13 protein-coding genes and 1 pseudogene are annotated in these 20,457 nt (G+C 71.9%); 10 read left to right on the top strand and 4 right to left on the bottom strand.

Annotation, left to right across the window (positions count from 1 at the left end; translation table 11 throughout):
* Positions 1-102: 102 nt before the first annotated feature.
* The 5 genes and pseudogenes from ACFWBW_RS17850 (at position 103) to ACFWBW_RS17830 (ending at position 5,091) form a co-directional block, all read left to right on the top strand.
* A complete protein-coding gene (locus ACFWBW_RS17850) occupies positions 103-978 on the top strand; it encodes an ABC transporter permease (RefSeq protein WP_385373434.1) in 876 nt (291 codons plus the stop codon).
* Positions 951-1,721 (top strand): ABC transporter ATP-binding protein, encoded by a 771-nt coding sequence (locus ACFWBW_RS17845; RefSeq protein WP_385373432.1) that lies wholly within the window; start codon positions 951-953, stop codon positions 1,719-1,721. Before ACFWBW_RS17850 ends, ACFWBW_RS17845 begins: the two co-directional genes overlap by 28 nt.
* 82 nt (positions 1,722-1,803) lie before the next feature.
* Positions 1,804-2,844: an ABC transporter substrate-binding protein gene (locus ACFWBW_RS17840; RefSeq protein ID WP_385373430.1), complete on the top strand. Its 1,041-nt coding sequence runs from the start codon at positions 1,804-1,806 to the stop codon at positions 2,842-2,844.
* Entirely contained in the window at positions 2,844-3,938 is a 1,095-nt protein-coding gene (locus tag ACFWBW_RS17835; RefSeq protein WP_385373428.1) for an LLM class flavin-dependent oxidoreductase, read from the top strand. Before ACFWBW_RS17840 ends, ACFWBW_RS17835 begins: the two co-directional genes overlap by 1 nt.
* A gap of 84 nt (positions 3,939-4,022) precedes the next feature.
* Positions 4,023-5,091: pseudogene (locus tag ACFWBW_RS17830) on the top strand (NAD(P)-binding domain-containing protein).
* Between the two features lie 15 nt (positions 5,092-5,106).
* On the opposite strand, the gene mltG reads toward ACFWBW_RS17830, so the two are convergent.
* Both mltG and ACFWBW_RS17820 read right to left on the bottom strand, forming a co-directional pair.
* Positions 5,107-5,946: an endolytic transglycosylase MltG gene (gene mltG / locus ACFWBW_RS17825; protein ID WP_385373427.1), complete on the bottom strand. Its 840-nt coding sequence runs from the start codon at positions 5,944-5,946 to the stop codon at positions 5,107-5,109.
* Positions 5,947-6,010: 64 nt separating this feature from the next.
* Positions 6,011-7,963 (bottom strand): ABC transporter ATP-binding protein, encoded by a 1,953-nt coding sequence (locus ACFWBW_RS17820; RefSeq protein WP_385373425.1) that lies wholly within the window; start codon positions 7,961-7,963, stop codon positions 6,011-6,013.
* Positions 7,964-8,070: 107 nt separating this feature from the next.
* On the opposite strand from ACFWBW_RS17820, the gene ACFWBW_RS17815 reads away from it, so the two are divergent.
* The gene (locus ACFWBW_RS17815) at positions 8,071-8,586 is read left to right on the top strand and encodes a MarR family winged helix-turn-helix transcriptional regulator (RefSeq protein WP_385373423.1); all 516 of its coding nucleotides are present in this window, start codon (positions 8,071-8,073) and stop codon (positions 8,584-8,586) included.
* A gap of 84 nt (positions 8,587-8,670) precedes the next feature.
* Complete coding sequence (locus tag ACFWBW_RS17810) at positions 8,671-11,607, top strand: FAD-binding and (Fe-S)-binding domain-containing protein (protein WP_385373421.1); 2,937 nt, start codon at positions 8,671-8,673, stop codon at positions 11,605-11,607.
* Positions 11,608-11,632: 25 nt separating this feature from the next.
* Here the strand turns inward: ACFWBW_RS17810 and ACFWBW_RS17805 are convergent, their stop codons facing one another.
* Positions 11,633-12,847, bottom strand: coding sequence for a tryptophan 2,3-dioxygenase family protein (locus ACFWBW_RS17805; RefSeq protein ID WP_385373419.1), 1,215 nt, complete (start codon positions 12,845-12,847; stop codon positions 11,633-11,635).
* Positions 12,848-13,145: 298 nt separating this feature from the next.
* Between ACFWBW_RS17805 and ACFWBW_RS17800 the strand changes: the two genes are divergently transcribed.
* Complete coding sequence (locus ACFWBW_RS17800; RefSeq protein ID WP_385373417.1) at positions 13,146-15,014, top strand: ABC transporter transmembrane domain-containing protein; 1,869 nt, start codon at positions 13,146-13,148, stop codon at positions 15,012-15,014.
* Entirely contained in the window at positions 15,011-16,792 is a 1,782-nt protein-coding gene (locus ACFWBW_RS17795; RefSeq protein WP_385373415.1) for an ABC transporter ATP-binding protein, read from the top strand. Before ACFWBW_RS17800 ends, ACFWBW_RS17795 begins: the two co-directional genes overlap by 4 nt.
* A gap of 143 nt (positions 16,793-16,935) precedes the next feature.
* Here ACFWBW_RS17795 and ACFWBW_RS17790 read toward each other — a convergent pair whose 3' ends face one another.
* A complete protein-coding gene (locus ACFWBW_RS17790) occupies positions 16,936-17,727 on the bottom strand; it encodes a metal-dependent hydrolase (protein ID WP_385373413.1) in 792 nt (263 codons plus the stop codon).
* 145 nt (positions 17,728-17,872) lie between these two features.
* Between ACFWBW_RS17790 and ACFWBW_RS17785 the strand changes: the two genes are divergently transcribed.
* Positions 17,873-20,395 carry a DEAD/DEAH box helicase gene (locus ACFWBW_RS17785; RefSeq protein ID WP_385373411.1) on the top strand — a complete coding sequence of 841 codons (2,523 nt, stop codon included), beginning with the start codon at positions 17,873-17,875 and terminating at the stop codon, positions 20,393-20,395.
* Positions 20,396-20,457: the final 62 nt, after the last annotated feature.

Here is a 20,457-nt window from a genome sequence, read left to right as displayed (position 1 = left end):
AGCTACGCGACCCCCGAACTCCGCCTCCGTACCGGCGTGGGGGCCGACGGGCGTGCGCTTCGCCCTGCCCCGCCCCTCCCCCTCCCCTTCCGTGGAGCACCCATGACCCTGACCAGCCAGGCCCGGCCGGATACATCGCCTAAAACGGCATTCGCGCACTCACCCGGCACCGCCCCCGCGCTCGTACCGGTCGTGCCCGCCTCGGCGAAACGGCGCTCCCCACCCCGCTGGGCGAGACGCACCATCGGACCGCTCCTGCTGCTCGCCGCCTGGCAGCTGGCCAGCAGTCTCGGCTGGTTGCCGGCCGATACGCTCGCTCCGCCCTCGACCATCGCGAGCGCCGCGGCCGGCCTGATCGCGGACGGCACCCTGCCCGCCGCGATGGGGGTGTCGCTCCAGCGCGTGGCGATCGGGCTCGTCCTGGGCGGGACGGTCGGGACGGTGCTGGCGCTGCTGTCCGGGCTCTCCCGGCTGGGCGAAGACCTGATCGACGCGAGCGTGCAGATGCTGCGCACGGTGCCCTGGGTGGGTCTCATCCCGCTGTTCATCATCTGGATGGGCATCGGGGAGGCGCCGAAGGTGGCGCTCATCGCCCTCGGCACGGCCTTCCACCTGTACCTGAACGTGTACGCCGGGATCCGCGGGGTCGACGAGCAACTCATCGAAGCGGGCGGGGCCTTGGGTCTGGGCCGGTGGGGCCTGGTACGGCACGTGGTACTGCCGGGCGCGCTGCCCGGGTTCATGACCGGGCTGCGGTACTCGCTGGCCACCGGCTGGCTGGCCCTGGTGTTCGGGGAGTCCATCAACGCCGACGCCGGGATCGGGTTCCTGATGAACCAGGCCCGTGAGTTCTTCCGCACCGACGTCATCGTCGTCTGCCTCGTGGTCTACGCCTTCCTCGGCCTCACCGCCGACCTCATCGTCCGCGCTCTCGAAAGGCTGCTGCTGCAATGGCGACCGACCTTCACCGGCCAGTGACCGGCACCGTCACCACCACCGCCGCCGCCACCACCGTCACGGCGGACCCGGCCGATGCCGCCGTACGGGTCCGGGGGCTGACCCGGGCCTTCGACGGCCGCGCCGTCATCGACGGCCTCGATCTGACCTTGCGGGCCGGGCAGTTCACCGTGCTCCTCGGCCGAAGCGGCTGCGGGAAGTCCACGCTGCTGCGCGTGCTCGCCGGCCTGGACCGGGAGATCGAGGGCGAGGTCCTCGTGCCCGAGCGCCGGGCGGTGGCCTTCCAGGCTCCCCGGCTGATGCCGTGGAAGCGGGTCTGGCGCAACGTGCTGCTCGGCCTGCCCGGGCGCCCCGAACGCGACCGCGCGGAGCGGGCGTTGGCCGAGGTCGGGCTGGAACACCGTACCGACGCCTGGCCGAAGACCCTGTCCGGCGGCGAGGCGCAGCGGGCCTCCCTGGCCCGCGCCCTGGTCCGCGAGCCCGATCTGCTCCTGCTGGACGAGCCGTTCGGCGCGCTCGACGCGCTGACCCGGATCAACGCCCAGCGACTGGTCGCCGAGTTGTGGCAGCGGCGCGGCTGCGCGGTGCTGCTGGTCACGCACGACGTCGACGAGGCGGTGCTGCTGGCCGACCGCGTGCTCGTGATGGACGAGGGCCGCATCGCCTACGACACCGAGGTGCCGCTGGAGCGGCCGCGCTCGGTCGGCGACCCCGGTTTCGCCGCCTTGCGCGCCCGGCTGCTGGCCGAGCTCGGCGTCGGCTGAGCTCCGAGCGGCCCCGCTGCCTCCCCTGCCTCCCCTGCCTCCCCTGCCCTGATTCCCGTACGAGAGATCGAAGAGAAGCGACATGAGACGTCACACCCTGCCCCTGCTCGCCGCGCTGCTTCCCCTGTCGCTGGCCCTGACCGCCTGCGGCGGGAGTTCGGCCGCCGACACCGGTACCGGCTCGAAGGACGGCGCCAAGAGCGGCGCCAAGGTCACCCTCAGCGTGGGTGACCAGAAGGGCGGTTACGAGTCGCTGCTGCGCGCCGCCGGCGAACTGGACAAGCTGGACTACGCGATCAAGTGGTCCACCTTCACCTCGGGTCCGCCGCTGCTGGAGGCCGTGAACGCCAAGGCCGTGGACATCGGTGGCGTCGGCAACACCCCGCCCGTCTTCGCCGCCGCGGCGAAGTCGAAGATCACTGTGGTGGCGGCCACGCACGGCTCCTCCGCCGGCGAGGCGATCCTCGTGCCCAAGGGCTCCGCCCTCCAGTCCCCCGCCGAGCTGCGCGGGAAGAAGATCGCGGTGGCGCAGGGCAGTTCGGCGCACTTCCAGCTCATCGCGAGCCTCCGGCAGGCCGGCCTGGCTCCGGCCGACGTGCAGATCACCCTGCTCCAGCCGGCCGACGCGCTGGCCGCCTTCAACAGCGGCAAGGTCGACGCCTGGGCGGTCTGGGACCCGTACACCTCCCAGGTGCTGCGCTCCGGCGCCCGCATCCTGACCAGCGGCGAAGGGGTCGTCAACGGGCTCGGCTTCCAGGTGGCGGCGCCCGGCGCACTGGCGGACGAGGGCAAGAGCAAGGCCATCGGGGACTACCTGGAGCGCATCCAGCGCGCCCAGGACTGGGTGTTCAAGCACCCGGAGGAGTGGGCCAAGGTCTGGTCGAAGGAGACCGGGCTGCCGTACGAGGTGGCCTTCGACGCGGTGAAGCGGAGCAACGGCACCCGGGTGCCGGTGGCCGTGGACGATGCGGCCGTGGCCTCCGAGCAGAAGATCGCCGACACCTTCACCGACCTGAAGCTGATCCCGGGCAAGGTCGTCTTCAAGGACTTCGTGGACACCCGTTTCAACGGGAACCTGCCGCCCTCCACCACCCCCGCGCGCACGTACGGGAAGGACTCCTGATGACGGTACGACTGCACTGGTTCCTGCCGACCGGCGGCGACGGCCGCACCCTGGTCGACCGGCACGCCTACGCCAACAACCACGCCGCCGCCGGGGTGCGCGAGCCCGACATCGAGTACCTCGCGCAGATCGCGAAGGCGGCCGAGCGGCTCGGCTTCGAGGCGGTGCTGACCCCGACCGGCACCTGGTGCGAGGACGCCTGGCTGACGACGGTGGCGCTCGCGCAGCACACCGAGCGGCTGAAGTTCCTGGTGGCCTTCCGGCCGGGGGTGATCTCGCCGACCCTGGCCGCGCAGATGGCGGCCACGTACCAGCGGATCACGCGCGGCCGGCTGCTGCTCAACGTGGTGACGGGCGGCGACTCGGCGGAGCAGCGGCGCTTCGGCGACCACCTCGGGCACGATCTGCGCTACGCCCGCACGGCCGAGTTCCTCTCGGTCGTGCGGGGTGTCTGGGGCGGGCAGCCCTTCGACTTCCACGGCGACCACTACCGGATCGACGGCGGACTGACGGCGCTGCCGCCCGACCCGCTGCCGGAGATCTTCTTCGGCGGGTCCTCGGCCGCGGCGGGTCCGGTGGCCGCCGAGCACGCGGACGTGTACCTGACCTGGGGCGAGCGGCCGCAGGAGGTGAAGGAGAAGATCGACTGGATCCGTTCGCTGGCCGAGGAGCGGGGCCGGACGGTGAAGTTCGGCATCCGGCTGCACACGATCTCCCGGGATTCGGCGAAGGAGGCCTGGGCGGCGGCGGACCGGCTGCTCGGGGACCTGGACGACGCGTCCATCGCCACGGCGCAGGCGGCGCTGGGCGCGAGCGAGTCGGTCGGCCAGCAGCGGATGCTGGCGCTGCACGGCGGCTCGCGCGACAAGCTGGAGATCTCCCCGAACCTGTGGGCCGGGGTCGGGCTGGTGCGCGGCGGCGCCGGCACCGCCCTGGTCGGCAGCCACGGGGACGTGGCGGACCGGATCGAGGAGTACCACGCGCTCGGTATCGAGAACTTCGTCCTGTCGGGCTACCCGCACCTGGAGGAGGCCTACTGGTTCGGCGAGGGGGTGACTCCGGAGCTCGCGGCGCGCGGCCTGCTCGCACGCTGAGGCCGCGGCCGGCGGGCTCCCGCGCCCGCCTCCGGGAAGATCTCGGCACCGTCTCCAGTTAGTAGAACCGTGAACGAATTCGCGGTGCAGGACGTGGACGTGGTGGTCGTGGGCGCGGGGCAGGCCGGCCTGTCCGGCGCCTACCACCTGGCACGGGCGGGCATCGGCCACGTGGTCCTGGACCACGCGCCGCGCCCGGGCGGCGCCTGGCAGTTCCGCTGGCCCTCGCTCACCTACGGCAAGGTCCACGGCATGCACGCGCTGCCCGGGATGGAACTCACCGGCGCCGATCCGCTGCGTCCGTCCTCCGAGGTGATCGCGGAGTACTTCGCCGCCTACGAGGACCGCTTCGACCTGCGCGTACGCCGCCCCGTGGACGTCACCGCCGTACGCGACGGGGCGGACGGCCGGCTGCTGGTGGAATCCCTGGCCGGGACCTGGTCGGCGCGGGCCCTGATCAACGCCACCGGGACCTGGGACCGGCCGTTCTGGCCGCGCTACCCGGGGCAGGAACTCTTCCGGGGCCGCCAGCTGCACACGGCGAACTACCCGGGGCCGGCGGAATTCGCCGGAGCCCGGGTCATCGTGGTGGGCGGCGGCACCTCGGCGGTGCAGCACCTGCTGGAGATCGCCGAGGTGGCGTCGGAGACCACCTGGGTCACCCGCCGGCCCCCGGTGTTCCGCGACGGGAGCTTCGGCGAGGCGCAGGGCCGTGCTGCGGTGGCCCTGGTGGAGGACCGGGTCCGGCAGGGCCTGCCGCCCCGCAGCGTGGTCAGCGTCACCGGGCTGCCGCTGAACGAGGCCGTCCGGGGCGGGCTGGAGTCGGGGGTCCTGGACCGCCGGCCGATGTTCGACCACCTCACGGGGTCGGGGGCCGCCTGGTCGGACGGCACCCGCGTCGAGGCGGACGTGATCGTGTGGGCCACCGGCTTCCGCCCCGCCATCGACCACTTGGCCCCGCTGCGGCTGCGCGAGCCGGGCGGCGGCATCCGGCTCGACGGCACGCGCGCGGTCCGTGACGAGCGGATCCACTTTGGTCGGCTACGGCCCTTCAGCGTCGACCATCGGCGCCAACCGCGCCGGCGGCGCCGCGGCCCGGGGGATCGGCCGTCTGCTCACCCGCACCCGGACCGGCATTCAAGAGACGGTCTGAGGCGCGCCATTCGGATCAGGTGGCGCGCGAGGCGGCCCGGAGCCGGTTGAACTCGGCCACGTGCCGTTTGTGTTCCTCGTACGTGGCGGAGAAGCGGGTGTCCCCCTGCTTCACGGTGACGAAGAAGAGCCAGTCTCCGGGTGTCGGGGCAACCGCGGCCGCCATGGCCTGCAGGCCGGGGCTGTCGATCGGGGTGGGCGGCAGTCCCTGGCGCTCGTACGTGTTGAAGGGGCTGTCGATCTTCGTCTCGCTCAGCTTGGTGTCCACCGTGGAGCGGTTCAGCGCGTAGTTGATGGTGGAGTCCATCTGGAGCGGCATCGATTTCGCCAGCCGGTTGTGGACCACCCGGGCGACCTTGCCCATGTCCCCGCGGGTCTCGGCCTCCGCCTCGATGATGCTCGCGAGGGTGGCCGTTTGGTACGGGGTCATGCCGTGGGCCTTGCCGCCGTCCGCGACGGCCTTGGTGGCGAGGCTCTTGTTGGCCGTCTCGACCATGTACGTGAGCAGTGAGGCCGGGGTGGACTTCGAGGTCACCGGGTAGGTGGCCGGGAAGAGGTACCCCTCCGGATTGCCCTTCGCCTCGGCGGGCAGCGGCAGGACGGCCGCCCGGGCCGCGGCCTTGGCGGAGCCGGCCGGGAGCTTCAGTTCGCGGTCGATGGCGGCGTAGACCTGCGGGGCCCGCCAGCCTTCGGGGATCAGCAACTGGCGCGGCTTCTCGGGCGGTTCCTCGCCGGGAAACAAGGGGATCAGGAGGGCTGCCCCGAGCCCCAGGACGGTTCCGAGGAAGAGCGCCAGCCTGCCCCGGCGGGTGAGCCGGGAACGGCGCGGTGACGGCGGCCGGTTCTCATGACGCATGCGGGCACGCTAACCCGCGAACCGCCGGATTCCCGGCACCCCGGCCCGTGTGCCGGTCATACGATCACACGTTCACCGGGGTCGGCTCGGTGCCGCGCAGGGTGTCCGGCTTGAACGTCCCGGGCTTGAGCAGATCCGCCTTGCGCATCTCTGAACCGAGCGCCCCGGACAGGAGCCCTTCGGACGCCGGGGTCTCGGGCTTGAGCGCACTCTCCCGGTCGCGCCGCACGAGGGCGGCGTACCGGCCGTCGGCCTTCAGCAGTTCCTCGTGGGTGCCGCGCTCCGCGATCCGGCCTCCGTCGAGCACCACGATCTGGTCGGCATCGCGGACGGTGGAGAGGCGGTGGGCGATGGTGATGGTGGTGCGGCCCTGGGAGAGGTTGTCGATGGCACGCTGCACGGCGTGCTCGGTGCGGGTGTCCAGTGCGCTGGTGGCCTCGTCGAGGATGAGCACCGGCGGGTCGCGCAGGATGGTGCGCGCGATGGCCAGGCGCTGCTTCTCTCCGCCGGAGAACCGGTAGCCGCGCTCGCCGACCAGGGTGTCGTACCCGTCGGGCAGGGACTCGATGTGATCGTGGATCTGGGCCGCGCGGGCCGCCTCCGCTATCTCCTCGTCGGTGGCGTCGGGCTTGGCGAAGCGCAGGTTGTCGGCGACGGAGGCGTGGAAGAGGTAGGTCTCCTGGGAGACCACGCCGATGGAGCGGGCCAGCGAGTCGAAGTCGAGGTCGCGCACGTCGACGCCGTCGAGGGCGACCCGGCCACCGGTGACGTCGTAGAGCCGGGGCACGAGGTAGCTCAGCGTGCTCTTGCCGGATCCGGTCGGGCCGACCACCGCGAGGGAACCGCCGGCCGGGACCGTGATGTCGATGCCCGTCAGCGTGGGGCCGCTCTTGCTGTCGTAGGCGAAGTGGACGTCCTCCAGGCGGACCTCGCCCTTGGCGCGGTCGAGGCGGACGGGGTCCTCGCGCTCGGTGATGTCCACCGGCAGGTCGAGGTACTCGAAGATGCGGGCGAAGAGCGCCAGGGAGGTCTGGATCTGGACGCCGGTCGACAGCAGGCTCACGGCGGGCCGGAACAGGCCCTGCTGGAGGGTGACGAAGGCGACGAGGGTGCCGACCGAGAGCGAGGGGGCTCCGGTCTGCAGGGCTATGCCGGCCGCCCAGTAGATGAGCGCGGGCATGGCGGCCATGACGATGCCGATGGTGGACATCCGCCAGCGCCCGGCCATGCTGGAGCGCACTTCGAGGTCGACGAGCTTCTCGGACTCCTCCGCGAAGGAGGTGGTGAGCGAATCGGCGCGGCCCATCGTGCGGCCGAGCAGGATGCCGCTGACCGACAGGGACTCGGTGACCGTCGCGGCCATCGCGGCCATCTGCTTCTGGCGCTGCGCGGTGATCTTCTTGCGCTCGCCGCCGACGCGGCGGCTGATCCACACGAAGACGGGCAGCAGGGCGAGCGAGACAAGGGTGAGGCGCCAGTCGAGCGCGAGCATGGCGACGACGGAGGCGATGACGGCCGTCGCGTTCGAGACGAGCGAGGTCGCCGTGGAGGTGACCGTGGCCTGCATGCCGCCGATGTCATTGGCGATGCGGGACTGCACCTCGCCGGTGCGCGTACGGGTGAAGAAGGCCAGCGGCATCCGCTGGAGCTGTGCGTAGACGGCGGTGCGCAGATCGTGCATCACGCGCTGCCCGACGGTGGTGGATATCAGGGTCTGGAGCACGCCGAAGATGCTGGTGACGACCGCGGTCGCGATCATGCCGAGGGCGAGCAGGCTGAGCAGCCCGGTACGGCCCTGCGGGATCGCTACGTCGAGGACTTCCTTGAGCAGGAAGGGGGTGGCGACTCCGACCAGCGAGGAGGCGGCGACCAGCACGCCGACGACGGCGAGTCTGCCCCGGTAGGGCCGGAAGAGGGCGACGATGCGGCGCAGCTCGCGCGGCCGCTCGTCCGGGGCGGGACCGCTGGGGTCGAGGGATTCTTTCGAGGGCTCCCACTCGGGTTCCTTGGGGCGCATGGGCCTCCTTCATGACAGGTGACGAGACTCGAATGAGCATAGCTCATTGTTACCTATACTCACAATGAATCTGGTCCTGATATCGTTCCCATTATGAGGACCGCAGCATGAGCACCGCTTCCGAGACCGACAGCACCCGGGGCACCGGCGTCGCCGACAGCGCCGACACGACCGGGACCACCGACACCACCGACGGCGTGCTCGCCGAGCAGCTCCTCCGCCTGACCCGGCGGCTCCACCGCATCCAGAAGCGCCATCTGGAGCCGCTCGGCATCACCCCGGCCCAGTCCCGGCTGCTGCGCACCGTCGCCCACCTCTCCGCGGCCCGCCCGCCCCGGATGGCGGACCTGGCCGTCCGCCTGGAGGTGGTGCCCCGTGCCGTGACCACGCTGGTCGACGGTCTGGAGAGCGCCGACTGCGTGCGCCGCGTGCCCGACCCCGAGAACCGCCGTGTCATAAGGATCGAGCTCACCGACACCGGCCGCGCCACGCTGCGCCGCCTGCGCAACGCGCGAACCGGCGCCGCAGAGGAGATCCTGGCTCCATTGACCGCCGATCAGCGCGAGGTGCTCGGCGGCCTGCTGAACGCTCTGGCGGACGCTCCTGCGGAGCACGGCTGCTGACGGGCGACGGTCCGGCCGGGACAGGGCCGGGGCTGCGCCGAACGAGTGAGACCGATCCACACGGCGCGAGTTGAGGGGCTGCAGATGCCACTGCTGGAACCGAAGCCGGGGGCCCTGCGCCCGCGCACCATCAGCGGCCCCGCCCCCGACCGGGTGCCCGACCGCGCCTCGACGGGCACCCCCGAACCGCTGCGGAGCGAGCTCTGCGAACTGCTGGGCGCCGACAAGGTGCTCTCGGGCGTCTCCGACCTGGTCCGCTACGCCTCCGACGCCTCCCCGTACCGGTTCCTGCCCCGGGTCGTCGTGATCGCCGAGGACATCGACGATGTCTCCGCCGTCCTGTCCTACGCCCACGGCAGGCAGCGCGAGGTGGTCTTCCGGGCCGCCGGGACCTCGCTCAACGGCCAGGCCCAGGGCGAGGACATCCTCGTCGACGTCCGTCGCCACTGGGCGGGGGTCGAGGTGCTGGAGGAGGGCCTGCGCGCCCGGATCCAGCCCGGCACCACCGTCGTGCGCGCCAACGCCGCGCTCGCCCGGCACGGCCGCATCCTCGGCCCGGACCCGGCCAGCGCCATCGCCTGCACCCTCGGCGGAGTCGTCGCGAACAACGCCTCCGGCATGACGGCGGGCACCACGAGGAACTCGTACCGCACCTTGTCCTCCCTGACCTTCGTCCTGCCGAGCGGCACCGTCGTGGACACCGCCGACCCGCTCGCCGACGAGGAGCTGGAGCACGCCGAGCCCGCCCTGTGCCACGGCCTGATGGAGATCAAGAAGGAGATCGAGGCCGATCCGGAGCTGGTCGCCCGCATCCGGGCCAAGTACGAGATCAAGAACACCACCGGCTACCGCCTCGACGCCTACCTCGACGGCGCCACCCCGGTGCAGATCCTGCGCGGGCTGATGGTCGGCTCCGAGGGCACCCTCGGCTTCATCGCCGAGGTCGTCTTCGACACCCTGCCGCTGGACCGCGAGCTCACCAGCGCCCTGCTCTTCTTCCCCTCGCTGCCCGCCGCGGCCGCCGCCGTGCCGCTCTTCAACGCGGCGGGGGCGCTGGCCGTCGAGCTGATGGACGGCAACACCCTGCGCGCCTCCGTGAGCGTCGCCGGCGTCCCCGCCGACTGGGCCGACCTCCCCAAGGACACCACCGCGCTGCTCGTGGAGTTCCGGGCCCCCGACGAGGCCGGCCGTGCGGAGTACGAGCGGCGGGCCGCCGAGGTGCTGGCCGGGTTGGACCTGGTGACCCCGGTGGCCTCGGTCGCCAACGCCTTCACCCGCGACGCCAAGACCATCTCCGGCTACTGGAAGGCCCGCAAGGCCTTCGTCACCGCCGTCGGCGGCGCCCGCGCCTCCGGCACCACCCTGATCACCGAGGACTTCGCGGTCCCCCCGTCCCGGCTGGCCGAGGCCTGCGAGGCCCTGCTCGAACTCCAGGCGGAGCACGGCTTCGACGCCGCCGTCGCCGGCCACGCCGCCCACGGCAACCTGCACTTCCTGCTCGCCTTCGACGCCGCCCGACCCGCGGACGTGGAGCGGTACGCCGCGTTCATGGAGGCCTTCTGCCGGCTCACCGTGGAGCGCTTCGACGGCTCCCTGAAGGCCGAGCACTCCACCGGCCGCAACATGGCCCCCTTCCTGGAACTGGAGTGGGGGCCCCGGGCCACCGAGATGATGTGGCGCACCAAGCGGGTCGTCGACCCCGACCTGGTGCTCGCCCCGCGGATCCTCCTGGACCGCGACCCGAAGGCGCACCTGCGCGGCCTCAAGACGATTCCGCAGGTGGAAGCCGTCGCCGACCCCTGCATCGAGTGCGGGTTCTGCGAACCGACCTGCCCCAGCGAGGACCTGACGACCACCCCGCGCCAGCGGATCGTGCTGCGCCGGGAGATGATGCGCCAGCAGCCCGGCTCCCCCGTGCTCGACCGCCTGCTCGACGCGTACGGGTACGACGCCGTGGACACCTGCGCCGGCGACTCCACCTGCAAGCTCGCCTGCCCCGTAGGCATCGACACCGGCGCCCTGATGAAGGACTTCCGCCACCGCCGGCACAGCCCGCGCGAGGAGCGCGCGGCCGAGCTCGCCGCCCTGCGGTTCGGCGCGGTCGAGGTGGCCGCGCGGCTGGCCGTGGCCGCCGCCGACAAGATCACCGACGCCGTCGGGGACCGGATCCTGCAGGCCGTGACGGGGGCCGCGCGCAAGGCCGTACGGCCCGACCTGGTTCCCGAGTGGCTGCCCCAGGTCCCCGGCGCCGCGGCCGGCAAGCTGCCCGCCACCCGGCGTGTGGGCGCCGCCGCGGTCTACTACCCGGCCTGCGTCAACCGGATCTTCGGCGGCCCCGAAGGCCGGCCCGGCCCTTCCCTTCCGGAGGCCGTGGTGGCGGTGTCGGAGCGGGCCGGAAGGCCGGTGTGGATCCCCGGGGACGTCCGGGGCACCTGCTGCGCGACGATCTGGCACTCCAAGGGGTACGACGCCGGCAACCGCGTGATGGCCAACCGGATCGTGGAGGCCGCCTGGGGCTGGACGGCCGGCGGGCGGCTGCCGCTCGTGGTGGACGCGTCCTCCTGCACCCTGGGCATCGCGCACGAGGTGGTCCCGTACCTGACCGACGACAACCGCTCCCTCCACGCCGAGCTGCGGATCGTCGACTCCATCGTCTGGGCCGCCGAGGAGCTGCTGCCGCACCTGGAGGTCCGGCGCACGGTGGGCTCGGCGGTGCTCCACCCCACCTGTTCGATGCGGCACCTGGACGACGAGGCGCAGCTGCGGGCGGTGGCCGAGGCCTGCGCCGACGAGGTGGTGGTCCCGTACGACGCGGGGTGCTGCGCCTTCGCGGGCGACCGCGGCATGCTGCACCCGGAGCTGACGGAGTCGGCGACGGCCCGCGAGGCCGCCGAGGTGAGGGCGCGGGAGTTCGACGCGCACCTGTCGGCGAACCGGATGTGCGAGGTGGGCATGGACCGGGCCACGGGCCGCAGCTACTACTCGGCGCTGCTGGAACTGGAGCGCGCCACCCGGCCCTGAGGGCGGGCGCGGGCGTACTGGCGCATCACGGGCTGGTGTCCAGTTGCCAGAACAGTCGGTTCTCCAGGCACTTCGTCAGGTAAGGGACGCCGTCGGTGTAGCCCGAACCGTGGGCGTCGCCGAGCATGCGCGCGGCGAGCCCGCGATGGGCCGACTTCCACCGCTGGTGACCGCTCTCCAGACGGCTGATCGCCCTGTCGAGGCGGTTCCACCGTGCCCGGTCGAAACGCCCCTCGTTCCGGAGGTCGAGGTAAGCCCGGGTGACGGTGTCGTGGCCGGGTTCTTCCACCTCGGCCCGTACGGCGGGCACGCTCGTGAACGCGGACGACTGCAGGCGCGGTGCGGGCGGCACACCGCACAGGCTCTCGAACCGTTTGTACTGTTCGGACTGAATGGCGCTGGCACCCTGGGTGTACTGGCGGAAGGCGGTGAACTGCTCCGCCCTCATCGTGGCCACGACACGGAAGAGCGTCGCGGCCCGCTCGAACATCACCACCGCGCGGTCCAGCAACTCCACGGCCCCTTCCGGATTTCCTGCGCGCAGCGCCTCGATCGCCTTCTTCACCACTGCCGCTATTGCGGAGAAATGCATTTCGTGGGTCTGGAGGACGCGGATGAAGAAATATTCGTCATGAACGACGGAGACGGGCTGGACGGTGACGTCGAACCACCGGCCGCAATCCGCCGCCGGCGGCCGGGGCAGGCGCTCGGCAAGGTCTTCGAGGCGGGATCGGCTGGTGTGCGCCAGCCGCGACGGAAGGTCGTCGGCCTCCGACGGACCGAGCCCCGTCGTCACGAGTCGCAGGGCGTGCCTCAACCGCGTGCTCAGCGTCGCCGCATCCGGCCGGTCCCGCGCGGGGCCCTCGGGCGACCCGGCCGCCGCCCCTATCTCGAAACGGACCACGTCGGCCATCAGCAGGGTCGACATCCGGTCCGCGCTCGGCCCGCCGTTCCGGTCGTCCATGAGGAGCTCCAGGACCGGCAGTGCGAGGTAGGTGCGGTTCTGGAAACGTCCCTCGTGCTTGTCGAGGGCGCAGTCGAGAAAGGCTTTGAGGAACGGGCGGTTCGCGCCGTGCCGCCGCCTGATGGCATCCAATCGCACAAGTGATCGATTCGAAAGGAAATGCTTCCCTGTCCGCCGCACGTGTTCCGTCACGGACCGGGCGACGGAAATGCCGTCGGACTCGTCCGGCATTCGGTCAGCGGCCGCCCAGCGCTCGATCTCGGGATTCGTCACCATCGGTCTCTCCCAATCCGTCAGGCGAAGTGAAGGGTCGATTTCCACTAGGCCTGATCGAAAGACCGCACGTCATGTCTCGGGAATTCGTGCCTTGACAGCGGGCACCGAGCCCGCTCCGGCGCTCCCGGCGGCCCGGTGTCCCCCCGGCCGGGGCAGGACGGCGTCGGGTTCCGGCTCGCCCGCCGGGTGAGCAGACCCTGCTGCGCAGAGCTGCGGCCAACGGAAAATCGATTGCCCCGGACCGGTCCGGAACGCGAACCTTGCACGGTTTGGAACACTCGACCAGTCATGGGGCGTCATGCAGATCAGCGATCTTCCGTATCCGGACCCAGGGGTACCCGACGCTCGCTCCGGCCCCCGGTTCCTCTGGTGGCTGGGCCGGGGCCAACTCGGCGGACAGGCCAAAAGCCTGTGCTGGGGGCTGCTCCACTTCGGCGGCATCGCGGGCCTGCCGTACACCGTGGGCATGGGCATCGACGCGGTCGTGGACGGCGACGGCGCCCGGCTGCTGTGGGTCGGCGGTCTGATCGCGCTGCTCGGCGTCGCGATCTCGCTCGGCGACGCGATGCTGCACCGCACGGCCGTCACCAACTGGATCACCGCCGCCGCGCGGGTCCAGCAGCTGCTCGCCCGCAAGACCGCCGAGCTGGGCTCCGCACTGACCCAGCGGGTCGCGGCGGGCGAGGTGGTGGCCGTCTCCACGGGCGACGTGGAGAAGATCGGCTGGTTCGTCGAGGCGGTGTCCCGCTTCCTGGCCGCCGCCCTGACCCTGGTCATCGGCTGTGTCGTCCTGCTGTTCTACGCGCCCACGATCGGCGTGGTCGTGGCCCTCGGCATGCCGGTGCTCGCCCTGGCCGTCCTGCCGCTGCTGCCGCGCGCCACTGGGCGCGCCGACCTCCAGCGGGAGAAGGCGGGCAAGGCCACCGAACTGGCCTCGGACACCGTGGCGGGCCTGCGGGTCCTGCGCGGCATCGGCGGTGAGGAGCTCTTCCTCGGCCGCTACCGCGAGGCCTCGCAGCAGGTCCGCGAAGCGGCCGTGCACAGTGCCCGCATGTGGGCGCTGATCTCCGCGATCCAGGTGCTGCTGCCGGGAGCGCTGCTGGTCACGGTGGTCTGGTACGGGGCCGCGCTCGTGCTGGACGGCCGGCTGGACGTCGGCGAACTCGTCGCCGCCTTCAGCGCGGTGGCGACCATGCTCTACCCGCTGCGGCACTTCGAGGAGATCGCGATGGCGTACTCCTTCTCGCGCCCCTCCGCCAAGCGGGCGGCGCGGGTGCTGTCGCTGACGCGGACCGACGCGAAGGCGGAAACGGAGGCGGGGGCGGAGGCTGTGGCCGGTGCGGAGCCCGTGGCCTCCACCGAAGCCGCCCGTACCCCGGCCCCCGGCGGGGACCTGTACGACCCGGAGACCGGACTGCTGGTCCCCGCGGGCCGGTTCACCGCCGTGGTGTGCGGGGACCCCGACCTGGCGGGCCGGCTCGCGGAGCGCCTGGGCGGGCATCCCATGGACGCCGCGGCGGGGCCCTCCGTCCTGCTGGGCGGGGTCGCGCTGGACGAGCTCGCGCTGGACACCGCGCGCACGCTGGTCCTCGTACAGGACAAGGATCCGGTCCTGCCGTCCGGGACGCTGCACGCGCTGTTCGACGTACCGGCGTCCGGGGCGGTCGAAGCGCCGGCGGCGCTCGCGGCGGCCCAGTGCGCGGACGTACTGGACGCCCTGCTGCAGTCCGCCCCGGACGGGGTGGACGACCCGATGGACGCCAGGATCACCGAGCGCGGCCGCTCGCTGTCCGGCGGCCAGCGCCAGCGGCTGGCGCTGGCTCGGTCCCTGGTGACCGATCCCGAGGTGCTGGTGCTGGACGAGCCGACCTCGGCGGTCGACTCGCACACCGAGGCCCGGATCGCGGACGGGATCGCGGCCCTGCGCGCCGGTCGCACGACGGTGGTACTGGCCTCCTCGCCCCTGCTGCTGGACCGAGCCGACCGGGTCGTCCTGATCCACGAGGGCAAGGCGGTGGCGAGCGGCACGCACCGCGAGCTGCTGCACGGCGATCCGCGCTACCGGGCGGTCGTCACCCGCGAGACCGAGGAAGAACAGCGGGCCGGGGAAGACCAGCGGCTCCCGCGGCTGGAATCCGTACTGACAGAGATCGAGGAATCCGCATGATCGGCGTGGCGCCGCCGGACTACGATCCGGCCGCCCCGGAAACGGCCGCGACCCTGCCCGTGGGCAGCTCCGCGACGGTACGGGGCTATGTGCGCGGCCTGTTCCGCCGCCACCGGCGGGCCTTCCTGGTCCTGGTGGGGGTCAACACGGTCGCGGTGATCGCCTCCATGGTCGGCCCGTACCTGCTGGGCCAGGTCGTGGACCGGCTCTCGGAAGGGGCCCGCGAACTCCATCTGGGTCGCGTGGGCCTGCTGTTCGCCCTGGCGCTCGCCGTCCAGACCGTGTTCGTGCGGCTGGTCCGGCTGCGCGGGGCGATGCTCGGCGAGGAGATGCTGGCCGATCTGCGCGAGGACTTCCTCGTGCGGTCGGTGGGTCTGCCGCCGGGCGTACTGGAGCGCGCGGGAACCGGTGACCTGCTGTCGCGGATCACCACCGACATCGACCGGCTGGCCAACGCGATGCGCGAGGCCGTGCCGCAGCTGGCCATCGGCGTGGTCTGGGCGGGACTGCTCTACGGGGCGCTCGCCGTGACCGCGCCGCCGCTGGCACTGGCCGCGCTGGTGGCGCTGCCGGTGCTGGTGATCGGCTGCCGCTGGTACTTCAAGCGGGCGCCCCGGGCCTACCGGTCCGAGGCGGCCGGGTACGCGGCGGTCGCAGCCGTGCTCACCGAGACGGTGGACGCGGGCCGCACCATCGAGGCGCACCGCCTCGGCGGGCAGCGGATCGGGCTCTCGGAGCGGCGGATCAAGGAGTGGACGGCGTGGGAGCGGTACACGCTGTTCCTGCGCACGGTCCTCTTCCCCGTCGTCAACGTCACCTACGTGACGATCCTCGGCTCGGTGCTGATGATCGGCGGGTACTGCGTGATCCAGGGCTGGATGTCGGTGGGGCAGCTGACCACGGGCGCCCTGCTCGCGCAGATGATGGTCGACCCGATCGGCCTGATCCTGCGCTGGTACGACGAACTGCAGATCGCGCAGGTCTCGCTGGCCCGGCTGGTGGGCGTGCGGGAGATCGAGCCGGACGCGGGCGACGCGGGTGTCTCCCCGGACGGCAGGGACGTCCGGGCGGACCAGGTGCACTTCGGGTACCGCGAGGGCGTGGACGTACTGCACCAGGTGTCGATGTCGGTGCCGCCCGGTACCCGGATGGCCCTGGTCGGGCCCTCGGGCGCGGGCAAGTCCACGCTGGGCCGGCTGCTGGCCGGCATCTACGCGCCGCGGACCGGTGAGATCACCCTCGGCGGGGCGCGGCTGTCGCAGATGCCGGCGGAGCGGGTGCGCGAGCACGTGGCCCTGGTCAACCAGGAGCACCACGTGTTCGTCGGCTCCCTGCGGGACAACCTGCGCCTGGCGCGCACGGAGGCCGGTGATGCCGAGCTGTGGGCGGCGCTCGGCGCGGTCGACGCGGAGGACTGGGCGCGGGCGCTGGACGCCGGTCTGGACACCGAGGTCGGCTCGGGATCCGTGGCCCTGACCCCGGCACAGGCGCAGCAGGTCGCGCTGGCCCGACTGGTGCTGGCCGATCCGCACACGCTCGTGCTGGACGAGGCCACCTCGCTGCTGGACCCGCGCGCGGCCCGGCACTTGGAGCGCTCGCTGGCCCGGGTGCTGGACGGCCGCACGGTCATCGCGATCGCGCACCGGCTGCACACCGCGCACGACGCGGACGTGATCGCGGTGGTCGAGGCCGGCCGCATCACCGAGCTCGGCTCGCACGACGCCCTCGTCGAGGCCGACGGCGCGTACGCCGCCCTGTGGCGCTCCTGGCACGGCTGACCGCCGCCGCGCCACCTGTCCTGGACCTCCTCTACGTGGTCCAGGACAGGCGGACGGCCTCGATCTCGGAGTCACGGAGCAGTGCTTCGACCAGGCGCTCGGACACCAGATGGGCGGGCCGCAGGCTCCCCGGGGGGGCGCTGTCAGAGGAAGCCGAGGGCGGAGGCTCCGCCTACTCCGCCCAGGAGCATGAACACCGGCATCAGGAGCTTGAGCTCCACCCAGCTGCCGGCACGGAAGCGCATCATCTTCGGCGGGCCGATCGGGTACCAGCGCTTGCCCGCGATGGGCAGGGGCCACAGGATCGGGCAGCCGGAGACGGTCAGGGCGTCGCCGATGTCGTGGACCAGGGCGCCGAGCACGATCGGGATGCCGAGCCACAGGTATTCCTGGCCGGGGGCGGTGAAGAGCCAGTCGGAGCCGTTGCCGGGCTGGTCGAGCACGCCGGCCAGTATCCATGCGCTGGTCGCGCCGAGCAGCCAGACCAGGACGTCGCTGGACATGCGGGCGGCCCGCCACAGCAGGCCTTCGACTGCGAGGACCAAGTGGATGAAGAGGAGGGCGAGGACGCCCCACCGGTCCGCGGTGACGGCGATCGCGGAGGAACCGGCGCCGATCAGGACGGCCCAGACCCAGGTGTGGGTCAGGGTGCGGTGGCCTCCGGTGCGGCGGGCGTCGCGCGGGGCACGGGTGGCCTTGTAGACCCCGTAGGAGATCTTGTCGACCACCTCGCACAGGCCCCGGGAGAGCGGACCGAAGGCGCGGGAGATCGTCGCCGACTTGTGGTCCAGGTCGGGGGCGAGGGCGGCTCCGGCGCAGATCAGCGCGCCGACGACGAGGACGGGCCAGGGCATCGGGTGCCCGTAGGCGGCGGCCGCGGCGCCCACCCCCAGCCAGGCCGCTGCCCCGGACAGTGAGTGCGCCGGACCCATCATGGTCGTTCCCCGCCCCGGTGGTGTGCTGGTCGGGCCCTGTTGACGGTGTCGTTCGGGCCGCATCGACGGCACAGCGTACCGTCGATGATCTTCCTTCTGTCCGCCGGTTCCCTGATCCGGGGGGAAGCCAGGCAAGATGGGGGGCGTGACCCTCATTGATCAGCTCCCGCCGAACGCCGACCCCGACGCCCTCTTCGAGGCTTTCTCCTCGTGGGCGGAGGACCAGGGCATCACCCTGTACCCGGCTCAGGAAGAAGCGCTGATCGAGGTCGTCTCGGGCGCGAACGTGGTCCTGTCCACCCCGACCGGCTCCGGCAAGAGCCTGGTGGCGGCGGGCGCGCACTTCACGGCCCTGGCCCAGGACAAGGTCACCTTCTACACCGCGCCGATCAAGGCGCTGGTCTCCGAGAAGTTCTTCGACCTGTGCAAACTCTTCGGCACCGAGAACGTCGGCATGCTGACCGGCGACGCCTCGGTGAACTCGGACGCGCCTGTGATCTGCTGCACCGCCGAGGTGCTGGCCTCCATCGCCCTGCGCGACGGCAAGTACGCCGACATCGGCCAGGTCGTGATGGACGAGTTCCACTTCTACGCGGAGCCGGACCGCGGCTGGGCCTGGCAGATCCCGATCCTGGAGCTCCCGCAGGCGCAGTTCATCCTGATGTCGGCGACGCTCGGCGACATGAAGCGGTTCGAGGAGGACCTGACCCGGCGCACCGGCCGGCCCACCTCGGTGGTCCGCTCCGCGACCCGGCCCGTCCCGCTGTCGTACGAGTACGTCACGACGCCGATCACCGACACCATCACCGAGCTGCTGGAGACCCGGCAGGCACCGGTCTACATCGTGCACTTCACCCAGGCCCAGGCGGTCGAGCGGGCGCAGTCGCTGATGAGCATCAACATGTGCACCCGCGAGGAGAAGGACAAGATCGCCGAGCTGATCGGCAACTTCCGCTTCACCACCAAGTTCGGCCAGAACCTCTCGCGCTACGTCCGCCACGGCATCGGCGTGCACCACGCGGGCATGCTGCCCAAGTACCGCCGCCTGGTGGAAAAGCTGGCGCAGGCCGGTCTGCTGAAGGTCATCTGCGGCACCGACACCCTCGGGGTCGGCGTCAACGTCCCGATCCGTACCGTGCTGTTCACCGCGCTGACCAAGTACGACGGCACCCGGGTCCGCACGCTGCGCGCCCGCGAGTTCCACCAGATCGCCGGCCGCGCCGGCCGGGCCGGCTTCGACACCGCCGGTTATGTGGTGGCCCAGGCGCCCGAGCACGTCATCGAGAACGAGAAGGCCCTCGCCAAGGCGGGCGACGACCCGAAGAAGCGCCGCAAGGTGGTCCGCAAGAAGGCTCCCGAGGGCTTCGTGGCCTGGTCGGACACCACCTTCGAGAAGCTCATCGGCGCCGACCCGGAGGCGCTGACCTCGCGCTTCAAGGTCACCAACATCATGCTCCTGTCGGTCATCGCCCGGCCCGGCGACGCCTTCAAGGCGATGCGCCACCTGCTCGAGGACAACCACGAGCCGCGCAAGGCCCAGTTGCGTCACATCCGCCGGGCCATCGCCATCTACCGCTCCCTGCTCGACGGCGGTGTCGTCGAGAAGCTCGACACCCCGGACGCCGAGGGCCGCACGATCCGGCTGACCGTCGACCTCCAGCAGGACTTCGCGCTGAACCAGCCGCTGTCCACCTTCGCGCTGGCCTCGTTCGACCTGCTGGACCCTGAGTCCCCTTCCTACGCGCTGGACATGGTCTCGGTGGTGGAGTCCACGCTGGACGACCCGCGCCAGATCCTCGCCGCCCAGCAGAACAAGGAACGCGGCATGGCCGTGGGCGCGATGAAGGCCGACGGGGTCGAGTACGAGGAGCGGATGGAGCGGCTCCAGGAGATCACCTATCCCAAGCCGCTCGAAGAGCTCCTCCTGCACGCCTACGACGTGTACAGCAAGAGCCACCCGTGGGTCCGCGACCACCCGGTCTCCCCGAAGTCGATCATCCGCGACATGTACGAACGCGCGATGACCTTCACCGAGTTCACCTCCTACTACGAACTGGCGCGCACCGAGGGCATCGTGCTGCGCTACCTGGCGAGCGCCTTCAAGGCCCTGGACCACACCATCCCCGACGACCTCAAGTCCGAGGACCTCCAGGACCTGATCGAGTGGCTCGGCGAACTGGTCCGCCAGGTCGACTCCAGCCTGCTCGACGAGTGGGAGCAGCTGGCGAACCCGGAGGTGGAGACGGCGGAGCAGGCCCAGGAGAAGGCCGACCAGGTCAAGCCGGTCACCGCGAACGCCCGCGCCTTCCGCGTCCTGGTCCGCAACGCCATGTTCCGCAGGGTGGAGCTGGCGGCCCTCGACCACGTCAACGTGCTGGGCGAGCTGGACGGCGACTCCGGCTGGGACGCCGACGCCTGGGGCGAGGCCATGGACGGCTACTGGGACGAGTACGACGACCTGGGTACGGGCCCCGACGCGCGCGGCCCCAAGCTGCTCCAGATCGAGGAGGACGCGGCGCACGGCCTGTGGCGCGTCCGGCAGACCTTCGCCGACCCCAACGGGGACCATGGCTGGGGCATCAGCGCCGAGGTGGACCTCGCCGCCTCCGACGAGGAGGGCCGGGCGGTCCTGCGCGTCACCTCGGTCGGCGAACTCGGCCAGCTCTGACCTCCTCCCGGCCCCGCCCGGGCGGGCACCCGCTCCGCACCCCTCCCCCGACCCGCAACCGA

Source organism: Streptomyces sp. NPDC059957 (genome assembly GCF_042730015.1).
GTDB lineage: Bacteria > Actinomycetota > Actinomycetes > Streptomycetales > Streptomycetaceae > Streptomyces.
This window is presented reverse-complemented; position numbering and strand designations above follow the sequence as displayed.